Raw genomic sequence first — 17,054 nt, 5'->3', positions numbered from 1 at the left:
CGTCTTGCATTTGCGTAGGAACGATCTGACTATCACTCGCATTAATGGAGTGGCATTAAGCCATTTAATGACCGCAAGGATGTTGAGTGCCGTATTCGTTTTGCGCTGTTCCTCGTCGTAGTCCCACGCCTTGCACGCTGTTGTCGGCCTTGCTGCTGAGCCTGAGTGTTTCCTCGCTCAAGGCGGCCGAACCCTCCGCTCCAGGCCAGGAAGTGCTACGCCAGCAGCAACAACAACAGCGCGACCTGCAACAACTGCAACTGGAACAGCGCCGCCGGCAACTGGAGCGCGGCAGTTTTGGTGCGGCGCCGGTCACGCCTGTCGTTCCTGCCACGGTGCCTGCCGATGAGCGCTGCTGGCCCCTGAGCGGAACGCGCATTGGCGGCGTGACGCTGATCAGCAGCCAGACACTCAATGAGCGAATCAAACCGCAGCTGTCGTCGTGCATGGGCGTCGGTCAGATCAACCATTTGCTGGCGACCATCACTGGCCTGTATGTCGAGGCGGGTTACATCGCCAGTCGGCCGTACCTGCGCAGCGCGCCAGCGGCGGGGCAGTCGCTGGATATCGTGGTCGATGAAGGCTACGTCGAGTCCATCGAGCTGGCCGACCAGAGTCTGCCGGTGTCCCTTGGCGGTGCATTTCCCGGCATGCTCGGCAAGCCGCTGAACCTGCGGGACCTGGAGCAAGGCCTGGATCAGTTGAACCGCTTGCGCTCCGTGGATTTCACCGCCGACATCGCCCCCGGCAGCCAACCCGGTGCTTCACGACTGATCCTGCGTTCGCGCACCCATGGGCAGTCGCGTTGGGCGTTGGGCCTGGGCGTGGACAACCTCGGCAGCGCCAGCACCGGGCGCGATCGCGACACCTTGAACCTGAGCCTGGACAGCCCGCTGGAGTTCAACGACGCGCTCAATCTGAACGTCAGCGACACCCTCAATCAGGGCGACCGCTACAGCCGCAATGCCAGTTTGTACTACGCCATTCCCTACGGTTACTGGACTTACAGCCTGTTCGCCAGCCACGCCGAATACCGTGCGCCGTTCAAACTCAGCACGCTGACATTCCACAGCACCGGCATCACCGATCAACTGAGCCTGCGCGCCGACCGAGTGCTGTGGCGAGATCAAAGCCGTCAACTGAGCGCCAACCTGCAACTGGCCCACAAGGACGTCGACAGTTACTTGGAAAACATTCGCCTGGGCATCCAGAGCCCGACCCTGACCGTGGCCGAAGCCGGACTCAATCTGTTCTGGCTCAACAGCGCGGTGTGGAACCTGGACATCCATTACGCCCAAGGGCTGCGCTGGCTCGGTGCCGACGACGATGCCCAACGCCAGGTCAACGACGTGCCCAAGGCGCAGTTTCGCAAATACCGCGCCGGCCTCAGCCAGTGGCGCAATGGCCAACTCGGTCAGCAGGCCTGGCAATGGCAGAGCCAGTTCAACGTGCAATACAGCTCCGATCCGCTGCCGGCCATCGAGCAATTGCTGGGCACCGACGATTCCGCGGTGCGCGGCTATCGGGTCAGCAGTGCGTCCGGTGCCAGTGGCGCGATCTGGCGCAATACCTTGCGCCTGCCATTGCGTAGCGCTTTGCCAGTGCAGATCACCCCACGTTTGGGCCTGGATAACGGCTGGATCAAGGCCGACCACGGCGCTCAAGGGCAACGCCTGAGCGGCGCCAGCGCCGGGGTCAACTTGAGCTGGAAAAACCTGCAAGTCGACGTTGATTACCAACGCAGCCTCAATACCCCCAACGGTTTGCAACATGAGCCAGAGACCTGGCTGATGCGCGTGGGGTTGCAGATATGAACACCAACAAACAGCCGTCGGACCTGAGCGCCACAGCCACGGCCAACAACTCAGCGCGCAACGTGATGCCGCACTTTAATTGAGAGGTTTTTATGCCTGCACAGACATTTGCGTTTCATCTTTCCCCTCGGGGCAAACTGCGCTGGGCAATTGCCAGCCTGTTCCTGATTGCTCACCTGCCCAACGCTTTGGCAGGGGGCGTAGTGGTCGCGCCAGGCCCCGGCGGCACCGCGCAATTGCAAACCCAGGGCGGCGTGCCCATCGTCAACATCGTTGCGCCTAATGGTTCCGGCCTGTCCCATAACCAGTTCCTGGACTACAACGTCGACCGTCAGGGCCTGGTGCTGAACAACGCGCTGCAAGCCGGGCAGTCGCAACTCGCCGGGCAACTGGCAGCCAACCCACAATTCAAGGGGCAGGCCGCGAGCGTGATCCTCAATGAAGTGATCAGTCGCAACCCCTCGGCCCTCAACGGCGCCCAGGAGATCTTCGGTCGCGCCGCCGATTATGTGTTGGCCAACCCCAACGGAATTTCGGTGAACGGCGGCAGTTTCATTAACACCCCGAACGCCAATCTGGTGGTCGGTCGCCCCGAACTGAACGACGGCAAGCTGCAAACCCTCAGTACCCGCGACGCCACCGGCTCGTTGCAGATTCAAGGTGCGGGCCTGCAAAACCGCGAAGGCTCGGTCAACCTGATCGCCCCACGCATCGACAGCCAGGGCAACCTGAGCGCCCGGGATCAGTTGAACCTCACCGTTGGCCGCAACCAGGTGGATTACGCCAGCAGCCAGGTGAAAACCGTGGACCCGGCCGGCAACTCTCAAGACCAACGCATCGACGCCAGCCTGTTCGGTGCGATGCAGGCTGGGCGCATCAACATCGTCAGCACCGCCGAGGGCGCGGGGGTGCGGGTCGGTCCGGTACAGGTCGACGGTCGTGATGGCGTACAGATTCGTTCCGCCGGTGACCTGAGTATCAGCGGTCAAGCTGTTCCCGACATCCTCGATGTGGTCCGCGCCGGTGTGCGCAGCAGTCAGGGCGATGTCGGTCTGCACAGCGGCAAGGACCTGCTGCTGGCTGCTGCTGATGTCAGTGGCCGTGACGTCAAGGTCGACGCCAAACGCAACCTGACCTTGACCACCGTCGAAAGCCGCAAGCTGCAAGAGAAACGCGAAAACTGGAACAACAGCACCATCGGCATCACCTGGGAAACCTATGACCGGACCCAGACCGACAGCGACTCGCGCCAGCACGGCAGCCAGATTCTCGCCAGCCGTGACGCGCAGTTGTCGTCCGGTGGCAACACCGAACTCAAGGCGGCCAAGGTCGACGCTGCCAACACTCTCAGCGTCCAGAGCGGCGGCGATCTGCGCCTGACTGCCGCCACCGAAAGCCACACCCAAACCGATCAGGGCAACCATCGCAAACACCTGTGGAAAGCCAACTGGGACACCAGCAGCGAAGAGCAGCGCAGCATCACCACACAGTTGAAGGGCGGCAATATCGCTTTGGCCACGGCGGCGTTGTTACGTGCCGAGGGCGCGGAGTTGAGCAGCAAGGGTGATATCCAGCTCGCCGGTAAAAAGGTCGAGATCACCAGCGCCAGCCGTACCCAACGCAACAGCGACAACCGCTATTCCGGTGACTTGGTGGGCGGCGGTTTCTTCGGCAAGACCGGCGACGCGGATCGGGGCAAAACCCTGAATCAGGGCAGCAAGGTCAATGCCGGCGGCAAACTGATCGTCAAGGCTGACGATGTGCGCATCAGTGGCAGTCAGGTGCGCGGCGGCAGCGAAGCCAGCGTGATCAGCGACAATGGCTCGTTGGTCATCGATGGCGTGCAAGACACCTCCCATGCCAACAGCCACGACAAGAACAGCAAGTTTTTTGGCATCACCAAGGATGAAACCCGTCAGAACGCCAAGGACAGCACCACGGTACGCAGCGAGCTGACCTCCGACAGCAACCTCAAACTCAATAGCGCCAAAGACATCGAAGTGGCCGGCTCTACGGTCAAGGCTGGCGGTACCCTCAGCGCCGAGGCGGTGGGGGACGTCAATGTGCATTCCGCGCAGAACACCCATGAGGCCGGCAAAACTACCGAAACCCGAGGCTTCGATGCCTATGCCAAGGAAAACACCCTGGGCGCCGGGCAGTACCGCGCCGGTGTGCATTACGAAGACAAGCAGCAAACCGCGAGTAGCCGTGATGTCAGCCAGCAAGGCTCCAGCCTCAGCGGCGCCAACGTGCAACTGGCGGCAGGCGGTGATCTGACCCTTAAAGGTGCCGAGGTCAAAGCCAAAAACGGCGACGCGACCCTGAGCGGTAAAAACGTGTCGCTGCTGGTCGAGCAGGACAGCCACAGCACTTCGACGGACACAACCAGCACCAGCGGCGGTTTCTACTACACCGGCGGCCTCGATCGTGCCGGCAGCGGAGTGGACTTCACCTACAGCACGTCCCAGGACACCACGAACAAAACCACCGCACAAACCACCAGCGTCCAAAGCAGCGGCAACCTGAATATAAACACCGGCAAACTCACCACTGAAGGCGCGCGTATTGATGCGGGCAGAGGTCTGAATGTCGCCGCCACCGAAGTCGACAATCGGGCCGCGAGCAACTCCGACAGCAGCACTCATACACAGAGCAACTGGTCGGCAGATGTTGGTGCCAACGTCGAATACAAAGACATCGCCCGGCCGATCGCCAAAGCCGTCGAAGGCGTACTGAACGGCAAGGTGCCGGACAAGGACACACTCTCCAATCTCGGCCAGCCGAATGTCGGCATCGACGTGGCGATCGGTCATCAGAACGGCAGCCATACCGAGCAAAGCAGCAACGCCGTGGTCAGCCAGTTCAAGGGTGGCACGGTGGACGTGAATGTCGCTGGCACATTGCAGGATCAGGGCACTCAGTACCAGGCGAGTGCGGGCAAAGTGAACATCAGTGCCGACACGTTGGTGGCGAGCGCCGCGAGCAATACCCACGGCAGCACCGATCAGGCGCTGGATGCCAAGACTGACGTGCGGGTCTACACCAAAACCGGTGAGGACGTGAACGTCGCCGGCAGTGGCGCGGGCGGCAGCAGCCAGACGCGCAAAGACAACTCCACCGCTGTGGTCGGCGGCTATGCCGGTAGCCAAGGCGTGAACATCAACCTGCGGAATGACGGCCAGTTTGAAGGCAGCCATTTCGATGGCGGGCAGGGCGGTGTTTCGATTAAAACCGGTGGTGAGCTGGCGTTGAATCAGGCCAATGACCGCCAGAGCAACGACAGCTCCAGCCTGCGTGGCAATGGTTCGCTGAGCGTCGGCACCGCGCCTGGCACCGACGGCACTAACGTCAACCTCGGTGCCGGTTTCCAGCTCGATCACAAAGGCAATCAAATTCAGGACAGCCAGGCTCGCGTGGCAAGTATCGAGGGCAAAGGCCCGGTGCAATTGAGCAGCGGCGGCGACCAGATCCTGCAAGGGACGACAATCGATACCGTCGGCGCCATCCACCTGAAGGCCGACGGCAAACTCGACCTGCAAGCGGCCACCGACACCCATCACGCCACCGGCAGCAATCTCGGCGGCGGTTTGAAGGTGGGCGGCAGTAAAACCAATACCGAGAAAAGCCTCGATCAGGGCGGCAACCTGAGCGCCAACTTCAACATCGGTCGGGTCAATGAAAGCAACCAGACACTGAGTGGCGGCAAGCTCAAAAGCCAGGACAAGATTCAACTCAGCGGCGATTCGATCCACCTGCAAGGCACTCAGGTCAGCGCGTCGAACGTTGCCCTTGATGCGCAAAACGGCGGGATCTATCAGGAGTCGGCTCAGTCCACGCAAAACCACACGAACTGGAACGTCGCCCTGAATGCCGGCGGTAATCTGAGCAACAGCACTCCGACGGCCACCAACGAAAAAGACGTGGCCAAGAGTGATCATGGCTTCAATGCCGGGGCCAAGGTGGGCGTGGATTACCTGCAAGGCACGACTCAGCAGAACAGCCAGATCAAGGCTGACAGCGTGGTATTGAACAGCGCGGGCGATGCGCAGTTTGCCGGTGCGCGGATCGATGCGACGAAGGTCAGCGGCAAGGTCGCTGGCGACCTGACCGTGGAAAGCCGTCAAGACAGCCAGACCAGCGCGAAGGTCGATGTTGACCTCGGTTTGACCGGCAAAAAAACAGCGTCCGCTGACAAGGACAAAGTGGCCGACAACACTAAACCGGGCGGGACGAACTACAAGCCGACCCTGAAACTGGATGCCGGTTACGCCCATAAGGACAGCGTCAACCAGGCGTCCGGCATCAACGGCATACAAGGCGTGAATCTCAAGGTTGGCGGTGCAACGCAATTGACCGGTGCACGGGTTGCGTCATCTGAAGGTCGTGTGGATTTAGGGGGCTCCAAGGTCAGCACCACCGACCTGAGCAACCGCGATTACGGGGTCAAGGCTGGACTCGATCTGCCAGAAAAACCGCAAACCGAGGGCAGCAAACCCGACGTTTCCGCCGCTGGGGAACACAGCGTCAAACTAGGCCCCGTGACCCTTGGCGGTCATTACGACAGCCAGATACTGCAAGCCGGGATCGACGAGAAAAACATCTAAGCCCCACATGCATCCCCCAGTGGGAGCGGGCTTGCTCGCGAAAGTAGTGGGTCAATCGACATCAATGTTGCTGACACACTTTCGCGAGCAAGCCCGCTCCCACAGGGACCGCGTTACTGCCGTTTGAAGCGGGTCATCAGTGATGACTGGTTGAAACATCCCTCGGGAATCCCGCATGGAAATGACACAAACGGAAATCGGAGACGGTCATTTCGGAAACTTCCCACATCCAGCATTTGAGCTTCCCGGTAGGGTCAATGGCCCCGGCAATGTGCCGAGCCTCCCAAGGAAGAACGCACCATGACCAGAAAGGCCGTTATCGTTTTCAGCGGCGGACAGGATTCAACCACCTGCTTGATCCACGCATTGCCGCTGTACGATGAAATTCATTGCATTACGTTTGATTATGGCCAGCGCCATCGTGCGGAAATCGAAGTGGCGCAACAGCTTTCAAAGCAGCTTGGCGTGAAGGTGCACAAGGTATTGGACACTTCATTGCTAAACGAACTGGCTATCAGCAGCTTGACGCGCGATCACATTCCCATTGCAAGGAGTACCGGAGAGGGCGTGCCTGATACGTTCGTGCCGGGCAGGAATATCCTGTTTTTAACGTTGGCTTCTATTTATGCCTATCAAGTAGGTGCGGAAGCTGTCATCACGGGTGTTTGTGAAACGGATTTCTCTGGCTATCCGGATTGTCGAGATGAGTTTGTGAAGGCTATGAATAAAGCTATTGAGTTGGGGATGGATTATAAATTGCGAGTTGAGACGCCGCTTATGTGGCTGAATAAAGCTGAGACCTGGGCTTTGGCTGATTATCATGAGAAGTTGGATTTGGTTCGTTACCGTACATTGACTTGCTATAACGGAATAATGGGAAGTGGGTGCGGTGACTGTGATGCATGTACTCTTCGTGCGAAAGGTTTGAGTGAGTTTTTGGAAGATAGAGCTGAGGTGAGTAAAAGTCTAAAAACTAAAATAAAGCAGTAGAGAGTAATGCACGGCGGGGGAGTGGCAATTAGAAGCTGATTCACACTCCCCTAGACCTTAAGCGGTTTTGGCTTCAGGTATGTATTTTTTAAATAATGATCTTGCTCCGTAAGCTGGGAAAACATTAAATACAGCGAAGCACATTTTTATAGCTATCTGTGCGTAGATCATACTAAGTATGTCGCTATTTTGCATTGCGCCATAAAACGCAATAAAGCAAAAAAGAATGCTATCTATTATTACTGCGAAGAAAGTGCTAAAAAATACGCGCAAAAATAGAAATCTGGAATTTGTGAGCTCTTTTATCTTGCAAAGCAAGTAAGAGTTTACGTATTCCGAGAAAAGAAACGAAACTGATGAAGCTACTAGAACTGACGACACTTGAGTCACGACTTCTGCATACGGAGCATCAAGTTTCCATCCGGGTAGTCCAGGTAAATAAATGACACCGTTCATTAGTAAAACAATTAGTGCGTTACTTGAAAAGGCAAATAGTAGGGCTCTCCTTGCTAATCTAAGTCCGTAGGTCTCGTTCAATAAATCTACGACTAGAAATGTTAGAGGGTAAAGAAAAACAGCAGGAGGTATGACGATGTCAAACGATTGCAAATATACGAGTTTAGTCGCGGCAATATTTGTGAAGATGTAAAGTGAAAGCAGAAGTACATTTAAAGCTACATAGATCATCCAGGATCGTTCATTACGATCATTCATTTCGTAGGTGGTCGGCGCGGTCCCGCCAGAGTAATATTTTCTGTATATGTCCTTGATTTCCCCTTTGCTTAGGTTATCTATTATTTCGCTTCTTAATACCTCGCCTATCTTTATTTTTATTATCTTCCCTGTGGAAATCACCATAACAACGACAAGGTTCTTGTTTTTTTCAAAACCCAATAATTTGTATTTGCTGTTTTCGGCTTCGTTGTTATTTACCATTAAATCTCTCCTCGATCACTATCCCAATAATGTAGCTAGTGTCGGTGTCAAACCCGTCCGTGGTAATGCGTAGTTTTTTTGTTGTTGTGTCGTACGCCAATTTTTCTCCATCGCCAGTTGACGAGCCCTTCTTCACTATCAAGATATCTCCCGGTTCGTTCATGCCACTAATTTCATTCTCCAGAAGTACACCTATTAAATTGCAGGCCGTGCCGAAGTAATATGTCAGCGGATGCGTTATGGCTAACTCACCAATTCTTTTGTCCAGGCTTTCAATCAGTAAGCACTCTTTAATGACCGGGACTGCTGCGGGGTTCATATTCCCTTGTGGTGATACACTGCTCTCTATTGTTTCTTTCTCTTCAAAATCTATTGTCTCTATCTCTTTATAAGACACACCAAAGAAATCCGATATTTTTCGAATCGTTGATTGTTGTACATGGATAACCCTTCCTTCCAGAATGTTGTAGATGGTCGTTCGGGTCAATCCGCTAGCATTGCACAAGGAAAGCCGGGTCTCTCCGCGGCTCTTTATCAGGTACTTGATGTTGTTCTTTAAATTTTCCGTTCTGTCTTTCTTGTGCATTAAATATTTACCATTTGCTTGTCGCTGCAACAGATTGCATGTAAGGAGATGATTCGCTTTGAGTGCAGCATCCTACACGTCTGCTCCGTCGGCAAAATAGATAATTTTTCACTCGGGTTAAATAACTGCGAAATATTTTTTATTGCCATGATTGAGTTCTGACATGTCATGTAAGACGCTGCCTACTAAGCTTGTAGAAATTTCTTACAGTAACTAGGAAGGGCTGAAAAATATTGATCTGGTAAGAATCATTTAATTACACAGATGTTCATTTATTTGATTAATTAAATAGAATTTTCTGGTAATAAATCTACCGGTCCGCCCTGTATAGCCGCCACCCAATCCTGGTTGAGGGCAAGAGTCGGGCGCTTTCTTATCCTTGCAAGGAGTTCCGAAATGAAAAAGATCACTTCAATCGGTATCGAACCGTCAGACCTTCCGGCTGATGACACCATCGATTCATCCCGTCCCGCCAAAGTCGCCGAACAACTCGTCAGCGTGCCTCTGCGCACTCACACACGTCCCGCCTCTGCGAGCTATTTCTTCGCCGTCGTTCCGGATGTCGACACGGAAGCTCTGCTCTGTCACGCCTCTGAAACCCTTGCCTCCCTCAGTGTCATGGCCACCGATCTTGCCCGTGAACTGGAAGGTCCTCGTCGCCATGTCATTGTGGGTATTCAGCAACTGTCGGCGCTGGGGGAATTGCTGGTCAATCGAGCGCTGGACAACCTGGAGCCGCCCCGGGGATCGTCTGAAAGTCGTCCGATGGCCAGTGCTGAATAATCGTGTGCCTTTACCCAATGGAGGTTTTTTGTCATGGATCGATACATGCCCGTTACCGGCGTCGACTGCAACGTCCCATCATTGCTGATCGACACTGAAGCACCCCTGGATGTGTTGCATGAAACGGCGGCCTACCGCATTCGTACCGCAACGCAACTGCTGGAGAGCTTTGCGTTTGGCGAGGGTGTCCACAGTGAGCTGGCGCGGGTGTTGGTGACTTCATTGCGCGATGGCTGTGATTTGCTGGATGTCGTTGGACGACGGTTGCAGGGGCAGGTTTCCGTGCAGGAAAACAGGTAGTGCCGATCAATTAACCGTAACCCGATCTGTAGCAGCTGGCGAAGCCTGCGTTCGGCTGCGAAGCAGTCGTAAAACCTGAGTTTGCGGTCTTCCTGAAATATCGCATCGTCTGATTTTACGACTGCTGCGCAGCCGAACGCAGGCTTCGCCAGCTGCTACGGTCCGTGTTGTTCCTTAACGGGTCGGTTCCTGCGGCGGGTTAATCCCGTTGCTTCCGGTTAATAGGAAGCATTACTATTCACGTCCCGTCTTCACAGCGCACCGCAATGACCCCCAAGCTGCCCCGCAGACACGGCTTTTTCGAGCATTACGAAGAGTTGGTCGGGACCTGGACCCGTCGCCTGAGAAATTGTCAGCAGGCCGAGGACCTGGCCCACGACACCTCCGTCAGAACGCCTTTTAGATCCGAAAACTCCCCACCAACTGATTCAATCGCCCAGCCTGCCGCTCCAGCTCGGTACAGGCCTGCAACGTCGATTGCAGATTCTCCACCCCTTGCTGATTCAGGGTGTTGATCTCGGTTATGTGGACGTTCAACGCCTCAACCACCGATGTCTGCTCCTCAGTCGTCGCCGCCACCGACTGGTTGACGTTGTCGATCTCGCCAATGCGCTGCGTCACGCTATTCAGCCGTTTGCCGGCCAGGTTGGCGATGCTGATGCTTTCTTCGCTGTGCTGCTGGCTTTCGGTCATGGAGGTCACTGATTCGCGCGCGCCGATTTGCAGTTCTTCGATCATCTGGTGGATCTCGGCAGCCGAGGTTTTGCGTGCGTCCGGCGAGGCTGCGCACTTCATCGGCAACCACGGCAAATCCACGGCCTGCTTCACCTGCGAGCGGCTCCGATGGCGGCGTCAAGCAATCAGGCATGGGTCGCGAGTTTGGTCGCGCCGTGATCGAGGCGTATACCGAGTTGAAGTCGGTGTGCATCACGCACTGACCCAGACGTTTACGACGGCCCCTGCAACGGGGGCCGTTGGCTTGACTGACTGATCTTGCGAGGACAACTAGTAGCTACACTTCTGCCTTGTTGTGGCGAGAGGCCGGGCGTAGGATGCGCCCCATGTCCAGCATGGCTGAATCGTTTTACCGCTACTCGACACGGATTGTTATGACTGCCCCCACCCGTTTTTTTGTTCCGCTGTTCTCCCTCTCGTTAATGACTCTCCCGGTGCTGGCCGACGCCAGTTCCGATCGCGCCGATTTGCTCGGGGTTTACCGTCAGGCGGTTGAACATGACGCGCAGCTTTCGGCGGCGCGGCATGATTACCAGGCGCGGCGCGAAAGTGTCCCGCAAGCTCGGGCCGGATTATTACCAACGCTCAACGCCGGTAGCACGGTCGAGTCGGTGCGTATGCAACGTGATGAGCCAGGCCTGACACGCTCGCGCAGTACGGCGGTATTTCAAGCCAGTCTCAACCAGCCGCTGTTTCGGGCCGATCGCTGGTTTCAGCTCGAAGCGGCTCACGCCAGTACCGCCCAAGCCGAGCTGGAATTGGGGGCCAAGGAACAGGGGCTGGTGCTGACAACCGCCCAGGCTTATTTCGAAACTTTACGTGCGCTGGATTTGCTGGCGGCGTCCAAAGCCGAGGAAGCCGCGCTCAAGCGCCAGCAGCAACAGGCCCAGGCGCGTCTGGAGAATGGTGCCTCAAGCATCACCGATGTGCTCGACGCTCAGGCCGCTTATGACAACGCCGGTGCCAATCGAAAACTCGCCGAGCGCAAGGTTGAGGATGCGTATGAAGGGTTGGCCCGTCTGACACGCCAGGATTACTCGTCAATCGAAGGCATTGCGCACCAGTTGCCGGTGGAGCTTCCGGCCCCCAACGATGCCAATGAGTGGGTGAGCCATGCGGTACGGCAGAACCTTGCCTTGCAAGCCAGCAATTATGCGGTGATCGCCGCCGAGCAAACCCATCGCCAGCGCAAGGCCGGTTATGCTCCGACCGTCGACGCGGTGGCGTCGTGGCGCAAGGGCGACAACGACAGCTTTGGCTACAGCAACCCGACGGACTTCGGCCGGGATGGCTACCGGGGCAATGTGGCCCAAGGCAGCATCGGCGTGGAGTTGAACATTCCGTTGTACAGCGGTGGCATGACCCGTTCGCAAGTGCGCGAAGCGACCGAGCGCCTGGCACAAAGTGAAGACGAGCGCGAAGACCGGCGCCGCGAAGTGGTGCAGAACACCCGCAATTTCTATCGCGCGGTCAACTCCGATATCGAACAGGTGATGGCCCGCCGACAGACCATTCACTCCGGCCAGGCCTCGGTCAAGGCCAACCAGGTGGGCCGTGACCTGGGCTCGCGCAACACCGCTGATGTGCTCAACGCCCAACGTCAGTTGTACAGCGCGGTGCGTGAATACAACAACGCGCGATACGACTACATCATCGACACGCTCAAACTCAAACAGGCGGCGGGGACATTGAGCCCCACCGACCTGACGGATCTGGCGATGTACCTGACCAAAGACTACGACGCCGATCGCGATTTCCTGCCGCCCGAGGAGCGCAGGGCGCTCTGATTGCTGATTCATACACCTGAGTGAAAGAAATATCATGCGATGATGTCATATTGATACTAATTGTTTCAGTGTTGATATAACCTATTGAAAGTTGAAGAATTTTTTTGCCGTTTACGGCAGGCATGGAAGCTTATGAGTAATGAAGGAAGGGGCGCTGAGTCGCCCATGGCAGACACAGGTCTTGTGTGTCTGGTGATGCTGGCCCGGTTTCATTCGGTGGCAGCCTCCGCCGAGCAGTTGGCCCACGAGTTCGCCCCCGCGCAACAGCCGTTCACGCCCCGTGAACTGCTGCTCGCCGCACGCAAGCTGGGGCTCAAGGCCAAATCGGTCAACACCACCATCCCCCGTCTGGACCGTACGCCAATGCCTGCGATTGCGGCCGATGGCGACGGGACGTTTTTCATCATTGCCAAGCTGGACCAAGGGAAGGCGCTGATTCAGGACCCGCGATCGGAGCGTCCTGAAGTCATCACCTTCGAGGCCCTGGCGGCGCGCTGGACCGGTGAATTGCTGCTGGTGCGTTCCGAGGCCGGGTTGCCGGGTGAAACCTCGCGGTTCGACTTCACCTGGTTCATTCCCGCCATCGTCAAATACCGAAAGCTGTTGGGCGAAGTGCTGCTGGTGTCCTTTGCCTTGCAGCTGTTTGCGTTGGTGACGCCGTTGTTTTTCCAGGTGGTCATGGACAAAGTGCTGGTGCATCACGGTCTGACCACCCTCGATGTGATTGCCGCCGGGCTGCTGGGCATCATGATCTTCGAGTCCGCCTTGAGCGGTCTGCGCAGCTACGTGTTTGCCCATACCGCGAGCCGTATCGACGTGGAGCTGGGGTCGCGATTGTTCCGGCATTTGATCAACCTGCCACTGGCGTATTTTCAGGCGCGACGGGTCGGTGATTCGGTCGCCCGAGTACGCGAACTGGAGAACATTCGCAGCTTCCTGACCGGCAACGCCATTACCTTGTTGCTGGATGTGCTGTTCTCTCTGGTGTTCATCCTGGTGATGTTTTACTACAGCGGTTGGCTGACCCTGATCGTGCTGCTGTCGTTGCCCTTGTACGTGTTGGTCTCGCTGTTTGTCACGCCGCTACTGCGTGCCAGGTTGCAGGACAGTTTTACTCGCGGCGCGGAGAACCAGGCGTTTCTGGTAGAGACCGTGAACGGCATCGACACAGTGAAATCCATGGCTGTCGAGCCCCAGGCGATCCGTAAGTGGGATAACCAGATGGCGGCCTATGTTGCTGCCGGTTTCAAGACCCAGACCTTGTCCACTGTTGCCAATGAAAGCGTGTCGTTGATCGGCAAACTGGTCACCGTGGCGACCCTCTGGCTGGGGGCTCGATTGGTGATCGATGGTCAGCTGTCGGTGGGCGAGTTGATTGCCTTCAACATGCTCGCCGGTCGCGTCAGCGGCCCGATCATGCGCCTGGCGCAGTTATGGACCAGTTTCCAGCAAACGGGTGTTTCGGTGCAGCGCCTGGGCGATATCCTCAACACCCGCACCGAGCTTTCCCAGGCTACTCGCAGCGCGTTGCCCCCTATCAAGGGGCAGATCGAATTCGACCAGGTGCATTTCCGTTATCGCACCGATGGCTCGGAAGTCTTGCGCGGGGTCAGCTTGCAGATTGATGCCGGCGAGGTGATTGGCGTGGTGGGGCGTTCCGGTTCCGGTAAAAGCACCCTGACGCGACTGCTTCAGCGCCTGTACGTGCCCGAGCGCGGACGGGTGCTGGTCGATGGCATGGACCTGGCACTGGCCGACGTTTCCTCCCTGCGCCGGCAGATCGGCGTGGTGTTGCAGGACAACATGCTGTTCAACCGCAGCATCCGCGAAAACATCGCCTTGAGCGATCCGGGCGCACCGCTCGAAGCGGTCATGCACGCGGCTACCATGGCCGGCGCTCACGAGTTCATTCTGGAGTTGCCCGAGGGCTACGACACCATGGTAGGGGAGCACGGCACCTCACTCTCCGGCGGCCAGCGGCAACGGGTGGCCATCGCCCGTGCCCTGATCGGCAACCCGCGGATTCTCATCTTTGATGAGGCCACCAGCGCGTTGGACTATGAGTCCGAACGGATCATCCAGCAGAACATGCAAAGCATCTGCGCAGGTCGCACGGTGATCATCATCGCCCACCGATTGTCGGCGGTTCGCGATGCCAATCGCATTCTGGTGGTCGATCGCGGGCAAATCGTCGAGCAGGGCAGCCATGCCGAATTGCTCACGCATCAGGCCGGCCACTATTCGCGTCTGCACCGTATGCAACAGGGCTGAGCAGCCCTTCACTCACTCGTCATTGGTTTGTCGACCGCGCCTGATATCGGGCGCGGCGGCACTCACTGTATTCCGGATTCAAGGACCGATTTCCCATGAGCGCAACGCCTTCGTTATTGCAGCGTTATCGCCACGCCTGGCTAGACTCCTGGCGCCAGCGCAAACAGATGGACAGCGTGCAGCGCCTGCCACATGAAGCGCAGTTTCTCCCCGCCGCGCTGGAGTTGCAGGACACCCCCGTGCATCCGGCACCGAGAATCTTTGTCTGGAGCATCATGGGGTTCGCCGTGTTGGCGCTGCTGTGGGCTTGCATCGGCAAGATCGAAGTGGTGGCGGTCGCACCGGGCAAGATCGTTCCCAATGGCAAGACCAAGCTGATTCAATCCAGCGAAACGGCGGTGGTCAGAGCGATCCATGTCAGTGACGGTCAAGCGGTGAAAGTCGGTGAGTTGCTGGTCGAACTCGACCCGACGGCGGCGGACGCCGACGTCAGACGGATTCAGAGTGACCTGCTGGCTGCACGCATCGACAGCGCCCGTAGTGCAGCAATGCTCGACGCGATCAATCAGCAAAAACCACCGGCATCGCTGATCGGAGCGATTGCCAACGCCAACCCGGAGCAGGTGCTCAGCGCTCAACGCTGGTTGCAAGGTCAGTATCAGGAGTACCGCAGCAATCTGGAGTTGGTAGACGCGGAAATCCTTCAGCGCAGCGCCGAAATCCAGTCTGCCCAGGCCCAGGTGGCCAGTCTGCGACAAACCGTGCCGATCGCCACGCAACTGGCCGAGGACTACCAGCGGCTATTGGCGCAACAGTACGTGGCGCGTCATGAATACCTGGAAAAGGAACAGGCCCGACTGGACCTGCAACGTCAGTTGAGTGTGCAGCAAGCCAGCGTGTTGCAATCCACCGCCGCCCAGGGGGAGGCGCGGCGTCGGCGCGAAGGTGTCGTTGCACAAAATCGCCGCGCCATGCTCGACCTGCAACAAGAGGCCAACCAAAAAGCCGCGAGCCTGGTTCAGGAACTGGCCAAGGCCCGGTACCAGGAAACCCTGACCAGCCTCAAGGCCCCGGTGGACGGCACCGTCCAGCAATTGGCCATCCACACGGTCGGCGGCGTGGTCACACCGGCCCAGCCGTTGATGGTCATCGTCCCGCTTGATCAGCCGGTCGAAGTGGAAGCAATGCTGAAAAACAAGGACGTCGGTTTCGTCCGAGCCGGCCAACCGGTCACAGTCAAAGTGGAAACCTTCACCTTCACCAAATACGGCACCGTCGACGGCGAAGTGCTCAGCGTCTCCAACGACGCCATCGACGATGAAAAACGCGGCCCGATCTACAGCAGCCGCATTCACCTGAAAACCGACCATTTGATGATCAACGGCCAGCGCGTGGCGCTGTCGCCGGGGATGTCGGTGACGGCGGAAGTGAAGACCGATCAGCGGCGGGTGATCGAGTACTTTTTGAGTCCGTTGCAACAGCATATGGATGAGAGTTTTAGGGAACGGTAATTGGGGGATCTCCGATACGCAAAAAAGGGAGAAGCTAAAAGGGATAGATGTATTTTAAGTCTGGATCAACTCCAGAAAAATAAATCTGTCTCCTTTGAAGTTTCTTTGAAGTTAAATTTGTTAAGGGTCAATAATGAATGGTTATGTAAAGCGATTGCTGTTTTGGTTGGGGGTTGGAGCAGCTAGCGTGCTGTTTTTGTATTGCTTGATACCGGAGCCTAACGACAATCCATATATGGAAATCTATTCGGCATCGAATGGCGATGATTTTTCCGGTTGTGGGTTTTCAGATAGCGAAAGGTCAGGAAGAGTATTTCGGTTTTATATGACTCCTGAAGATTGTCGGTTGATTGATTATGGTGGTGATGTTTTTACCATTTCCATTGAGTATCCCAGCATGAAAGTGGTAAAGCCGCGGGTGGATAACTCGGTTGTCACGATTCGAATGTTTCCGATTTTACGTTCTTCTTTTCAAGAAGGTGCATTTTTAGAAGGCGAGATACCTTCGAAAATAATTGAAGGTGTCAAGTTTTACGACTATGGGGGGCTTACTACTCGAACTTTTGACGGAGGTGAAGGCGAAACTGTATTCGCTACAGATCATAAGCGTTTCTGGCTGGCAAAGCGTTTGTTTAAAGATTTACGGGTGTCTTATCAGTATGCGCGTAAGTATGAAGACATAAGGTCGATGGATAGGTTTGTTATGAGCTTTCTCAAGCAAGTAATAGTTAACTAAG

General features: G+C 56.6%; 11 protein-coding genes and 3 pseudogenes. 11 read left to right on the top strand and 3 right to left on the bottom strand.

The annotated features are described in order from the left end of the window. The first annotated feature begins 86 nt into the window (after positions 1-86). The 3 genes from BLW70_RS25215 (at position 87) to queC (ending at position 7,408) form a co-directional block, all read left to right on the top strand. Entirely contained in the window at positions 87-1,814 is a 1,728-nt protein-coding gene (locus BLW70_RS25215; protein WP_074878610.1) for a ShlB/FhaC/HecB family hemolysin secretion/activation protein, read from the top strand. Positions 1,815-1,906: 92 nt separating this feature from the next. After that, positions 1,907-6,418, top strand: a complete 4,512-nt coding sequence (locus BLW70_RS25210; protein ID WP_074878609.1) for a hemagglutinin repeat-containing protein — start codon at positions 1,907-1,909, stop codon at positions 6,416-6,418. A gap of 300 nt (positions 6,419-6,718) precedes the next feature. Continuing rightward, positions 6,719-7,408, top strand: coding sequence for a 7-cyano-7-deazaguanine synthase QueC (gene queC, locus BLW70_RS25205; protein ID WP_074878607.1), 690 nt, complete (start codon positions 6,719-6,721; stop codon positions 7,406-7,408). A 57-nt stretch (positions 7,409-7,465) separates the two neighbouring features. Here queC and BLW70_RS25200 read toward each other — a convergent pair whose 3' ends face one another. Together BLW70_RS25200 and BLW70_RS25195 are read right to left on the bottom strand one after the other, a co-directional pair. Beyond that, positions 7,466-8,344: a queuosine precursor transporter gene (locus BLW70_RS25200; RefSeq protein WP_074878606.1), complete on the bottom strand. Its 879-nt coding sequence runs from the start codon at positions 8,342-8,344 to the stop codon at positions 7,466-7,468. Next, on the bottom strand, positions 8,334-8,930 hold the full coding sequence (locus tag BLW70_RS25195) for a helix-turn-helix transcriptional regulator (protein ID WP_074878603.1): 597 nt from the start codon (positions 8,928-8,930) through the stop codon (positions 8,334-8,336). Before BLW70_RS25195 ends, BLW70_RS25200 begins: the two co-directional genes overlap by 11 nt. Before the next feature lie 396 nt (positions 8,931-9,326). Here BLW70_RS25195 and BLW70_RS25190 point away from each other — a divergent pair, with 396 nt between their 5' ends. The 3 genes and pseudogenes from BLW70_RS25190 to BLW70_RS31585 all read left to right on the top strand — a co-directional run. Continuing rightward, positions 9,327-9,713 carry a DUF6124 family protein gene (locus BLW70_RS25190; protein WP_074878602.1) on the top strand — a complete coding sequence of 129 codons (387 nt, stop codon included), beginning with the start codon at positions 9,327-9,329 and terminating at the stop codon, positions 9,711-9,713. 33 nt (positions 9,714-9,746) lie between these two features. Next, positions 9,747-10,013 (top strand): hypothetical protein, encoded by a 267-nt coding sequence (locus tag BLW70_RS25185; protein WP_074878600.1) that lies wholly within the window; start codon positions 9,747-9,749, stop codon positions 10,011-10,013. Between the two features lie 266 nt (positions 10,014-10,279). Then, positions 10,280-10,405, top strand: a pseudogene (locus BLW70_RS31585) (RNA polymerase subunit sigma-24); the annotation flags it as partial. A gap of 374 nt (positions 10,406-10,779) precedes the next feature. Here the strand turns inward: BLW70_RS31585 and BLW70_RS31580 are convergent. Next, positions 10,780-10,870, bottom strand: a pseudogene (locus tag BLW70_RS31580) (methyl-accepting chemotaxis protein); the annotation flags it as partial. Here BLW70_RS31580 and BLW70_RS30760 point away from each other — a divergent pair. The 5 genes and pseudogenes from BLW70_RS30760 to BLW70_RS30530 form a co-directional block, all read left to right on the top strand. Then, a pseudogene (locus BLW70_RS30760) lies at positions 10,859-10,951 on the top strand (aldehyde dehydrogenase family protein); the annotation flags it as partial. The pseudogenes BLW70_RS31580 and BLW70_RS30760 sit on opposite strands and share 12 nt — an antisense overlap. A 171-nt stretch (positions 10,952-11,122) precedes the next feature. Next, positions 11,123-12,535: a TolC family outer membrane protein gene (locus BLW70_RS25170; RefSeq protein WP_074880818.1), complete on the top strand. Its 1,413-nt coding sequence runs from the start codon at positions 11,123-11,125 to the stop codon at positions 12,533-12,535. Between the two features lie 132 nt (positions 12,536-12,667). Further along, the gene (locus BLW70_RS25165) at positions 12,668-14,806 is read left to right on the top strand and encodes a type I secretion system permease/ATPase (protein WP_074878599.1); all 2,139 of its coding nucleotides are present in this window, start codon (positions 12,668-12,670) and stop codon (positions 14,804-14,806) included. A gap of 95 nt (positions 14,807-14,901) precedes the next feature. After that, positions 14,902-16,317, top strand: coding sequence for an HlyD family type I secretion periplasmic adaptor subunit (locus BLW70_RS25160; protein WP_074878597.1), 1,416 nt, complete (start codon positions 14,902-14,904; stop codon positions 16,315-16,317). Between the two features lie 133 nt (positions 16,318-16,450). Continuing rightward, complete coding sequence (locus tag BLW70_RS30530; RefSeq protein WP_139273421.1) at positions 16,451-17,053, top strand: hypothetical protein; 603 nt, start codon at positions 16,451-16,453, stop codon at positions 17,051-17,053. Position 17,054 lies beyond the last annotated feature (1 nt).

The sequence above is a fragment of the Pseudomonas frederiksbergensis genome (assembly GCF_900105495.1).
Lineage (GTDB): Bacteria > Pseudomonadota > Gammaproteobacteria > Pseudomonadales > Pseudomonadaceae > Aquipseudomonas > Aquipseudomonas frederiksbergensis.
Note: the sequence above shows the minus strand (reverse complement) of the source record. Positions and strands in the feature narration are given on the sequence as shown.